Genomic DNA, 3850 nt, shown 5'->3' on the forward strand with positions numbered 1-3850 from the left:
TGGAGATCTTTAACCCGAACTGGTATAGCTTATTACTAAACAATACTAGCTGAGTTCAATCTACACCTTATTAGCATCGGCTAATTTCTTTCTGATCCGAAAAGCTGCCGTACCACCAACTAGGGTACCAATAATGCTAAAAGGTTCGGGAACGCTTTGAGCAGTCGCCGTACCAAATTGGATGTTGTCTATAGTTGCAAAATTATTAGCAGCCGTAACCCTGATGGCATCAAATGTAACGCCAGTAAAACCATAAAAATTGTTACTGCTAGTGTTATTGGTTGCAGTACTGAATGTATCTACTACGGAGTTATTCAATAAGGCATTAAAGGTTGATGTTCCTGGATTAGTAACCAAACTGAAGGCAGCTTGTGATTGGGGTTGTGTGAAGCTGATTAGAAAAGGGTTTGTAATTGCGCCGAAGAAACTACTATTTCCAGCCGCAGCACCACTTATATTCGGAGTAGCTCCGAATACAGAGCCAACAGAAAGCCCACTGAATGTGACTCCTAGGCTGGAATATTGATTGGTAAGTGGCGTGCCAGAACCCAGAGTAAATTCAGAAAAAGTGATGGTGCTGGCTGGATTTGAGATGCCAGTACCATTATTTAAGGAGATTGCTTGAGCCGGATTTACCCCGACGATCCCAAAACTGACGATCGAACCAGCTAGAGCAAGTTTAGATGCTGTGGCATCTTATGCCACAGCATCTCTAATTATTTTTTGAGCAGAAGTACTTTTCATTATTTTTCTGGTAATTGAAAACTATCTGACAGTAGTATACCCGAATTTTCACGACTTCCACCTTGCCAAAATTACTGAGAAATATTCATCTGATAACCGCCAAGAGAGCTGTTGTCGATCGAGGTGGATTCGATCGGATTTGGGTGATTGGTGCGCTCGACATCCGCGCTGAAATGGAATTTCGCGCTCATAGCACAAGTTATCTGAAGATAACTGCCGGAGATATTAGTTCGTTTTAACGAACTTACGCTCTTAGCCCCTGCTTGGTGCAACACATGCGGAGGTTCCCTCCGCGTGATTGCATCCGCAAATTCATTTGAGGGCTTCAACTAATGACTAGATTCCAGGGTCTATGAGTAAGATTACTTACGCTATAATCTACAAATTCGATCGCATGTGTTAACATCCTCTCTAATCCAGGGAATATTAACAAAAACGCAAATATTATGCCACTTTGGAGACTATTTTATCATCTAGTTTGGGCAACCCACGAGCGACAACCATTAATTAGTACAGCTCACGAACAAATCCTGTATCCACACATCAAAGGAAAAGTAGATTTTCTAGAATGCCAATTACATGCGATTGGAGGGATTGAAGACCATATCCATTTGATTGTTTCAATACCACCTAAATTATCAATTGCTGATTTTGCTAAACGAATTAAAGGTAGTAGTGCGCGTTATTTGAATCAAGAGCTGGCTGATGATAATTACAAATTTTCTTGGCAACATGAATATGCGGTGTTTTCCTTGGGCGAACAAAGATTGGCATGGGCGATAGCTTATGTAGAAAATCAAAAACAACACCATTCAACAGGGAAAATTGTTCAAATACTCGAACGAACTGAGTCGATACGATCTTGAGGTGTTGATCCGTAGCCAGAGACTAGATCTGCGATTGGCGTTCGGGATGGTGATTTCGATCGATGTTTTGCTTAACATCAGGGTTATCGATCGAGATGTACTTATCTCGCGATCGATTGCGGTAAACTATAAGACCGAACTCAGTTCGATCCAGGATTAGCTAGAAGCAGCTCGCCCTAGTCGCGAACCCTGAAAGTAGAGTACCTTTCCAAGACCAGCGAGACACACAGTTTAATTTGATATGGCAAAAAAAATTCCCGTCACCGTCATTACTGGATTCTTGGGTAGTGGCAAAACCACCCTGATCCGACATTTACTCACTCACAATCAAGGGCGGCGGATTGCGGTAATTGTCAATGAATTTGGCGAATTGGGCATCGATGGGGAATTATTGCGATCGTGTCAAGTATGCCCCGATGATGAGGTTGAATCCCCAAATAATATCGTCGAACTCACCAATGGTTGCTTGTGCTGTACGGTACAGGAAGAATTTCTCCCCACGATGCAAGCCCTCATCGCGCGTCGGGACGACATCGACTGCATTCTGATCGAAACCTCCGGTTTGGCACTACCCAAGCCGCTAATTACCGCCTTCCGCTGGCCAGAAATTCGCACCGCAGCGACGGTAGATGCGGTCATCACGGTGGTCGATTGCGATGCGGTGGCAGGTGGACGGTTTGCCAGCGATCCGGCGGCTGTAGATGCGCTCAGACAGGAGGATGAAAATCTCGATCACGAGACGCCCTTACAGGAATTATTTGAGGATCAGTTGGCTTGCGCTGATTTGGTGATTTTAAATAAAGCCGATTTGGTAAGTCCCGCACAATATCAACAAACGATCGATCTAATTAACCGAGAACTCCCCCGCGCTGTGAAAATAGTTACCAGCGATCGAGGCATCGTCGATGTCGATACAATATTAGGATTGAACGCCGCAGTTGAAGACCATTTAGAAGATCGTCCCAGCCATCACGATACAGAAGAAGAACACGATCATGACGATGAGATCGACTCGACACATTTGGTAATGGATCGTGAATTTAACCCCGAACAATTGCGCCAAAAATTAGAACTCCTCGTTACAGAACAGGAAATCTATCGGATCAAAGGCTTCGTCGCCGTCCCGAATAAACCGATGCGATTGGTCATTCAAGGTGTGGGCAACCGATTCGAGCAATTTTACGATCGTCCTTGGCGCACCGATGAGCGTCGTCAGACTAAACTAGTATTTATCGGACACTCGATCGATCCTGTCTCGATCGCTACTGCTTTAGATGTTAGTGGATCTGAGAAAGCAAATTCGGTCGAGTCCGATCTGGTTCGAGCAAGTAAATAATTCGGTACTAGTATTGAAAAATAGCTGGTGGGCATTGCCCACCCTACGAATTACTACTATCCACTATTCACTATCCACTATCCACTAATTCATGGATATCCCCCGTTTACATCCAGATACGATCGAAGAAGTTAAAGCCAAAGTCGATATTGTCGATGTAATTGGCGGACATGTCGTGCTGAAAAAACGGGGTAAGGATTATTTAGGTACCTGTCCGTTTCATCAAGAAAAATCGCCGAGTTTTTCTGTCAGTCCTACCAAGCAGATGTATTACTGTTTTGGTTGTCAGGCGGGGGGGAATGCGATTACTTTTATGATGGAGCTGGGGAAGCAATCTTTCACGGAAGTAGTCTTAGATTTAGCACGTAGGTATCAAGTCCCGGTGCAGACATTGGCGCCGGAGCAACGCCAGGAGTTGCAGCGGCGACTTTCTCAGCGGGAGCAGTTATATGAAATTATGGCGATAACGGCTAACTTTTATCAACATGCGTTAAACCAGCCTCAAGGTGAAAAAGCCCTCACATATCTAAAGGAGGAACGCGCTTTTAGTGATGAAACTATTCAAGGTTTTCAACTCGGTTATGCGCCTGCTGGCTGGGAAACTTTAGCTAATTATCTGATCGAACAAAAGAATTTACCACCGCAAGCGATTGTCGCGGCTGGACTGGCGATCGCGCGTAAAGATGGCAATAGTTATTATGACAGATTTCGCGATCGCTTGATGATTCCGATTCGCGATTTACGGGGTAGAGTTATCGGGTTCGGCGGACGGACTTTGAGTGACGAACAGCCGAAATATCTCAACTCGCCAGAGACAGAATTATTCGATAAGGGTAACACTTTATATGGACTCGATCGGGCGAAGGATGCAATTAGTAAAACCGATCGAGCGGTAGTAGTTGAA

Annotated in this window: 5 protein-coding genes; 4 read left to right on the top strand and 1 reads right to left on the bottom strand. The window is 44.6% G+C overall.

Going from position 1 to position 3850, the window contains the following annotated elements:
- Positions 1 to 60 precede the first annotated feature (60 nt).
- On the bottom strand, positions 61 to 357 hold the full coding sequence (locus RMO52_RS23340; RefSeq protein WP_310419122.1) for a PEP-CTERM sorting domain-containing protein: 297 nt from the start codon (positions 355 to 357) through the stop codon (positions 61 to 63).
- 449 nt (positions 358 to 806) lie between these two features.
- Here RMO52_RS23340 and RMO52_RS23345 point away from each other — a divergent pair, with 449 nt between their 5' ends.
- From RMO52_RS23345 to dnaG, 4 genes are all read left to right on the top strand, one after another.
- Positions 807 to 983 carry a hypothetical protein gene (locus RMO52_RS23345; RefSeq protein WP_309738023.1) on the top strand — a complete coding sequence of 59 codons (177 nt, stop codon included), beginning with the start codon at positions 807 to 809 and terminating at the stop codon, positions 981 to 983.
- 207 nt (positions 984 to 1190) lie between these two features.
- The gene (gene tnpA / locus RMO52_RS23350) at positions 1191 to 1610 is read left to right on the top strand and encodes an IS200/IS605 family transposase (RefSeq protein WP_309738024.1); all 420 of its coding nucleotides are present in this window, start codon (positions 1191 to 1193) and stop codon (positions 1608 to 1610) included.
- 241 nt (positions 1611 to 1851) lie between these two features.
- Positions 1852 to 2946, top strand: a complete 1095-nt coding sequence (gene cobW / locus RMO52_RS23355) for a cobalamin biosynthesis protein CobW (RefSeq protein WP_310419126.1) — start codon at positions 1852 to 1854, stop codon at positions 2944 to 2946.
- Positions 2947 to 3037: 91 nt separating this feature from the next.
- Positions 3038 to 3850: DNA primase (gene dnaG, locus RMO52_RS23360; RefSeq protein WP_310419129.1), on the top strand; the 813-nt coding region annotated here is incomplete at its 3' end.

This window comes from Chamaesiphon sp. OTE_8_metabat_110 (genome assembly GCF_031382685.1).
Lineage (GTDB): Bacteria > Cyanobacteriota > Cyanobacteriia > Cyanobacteriales > Chamaesiphonaceae > Chamaesiphon.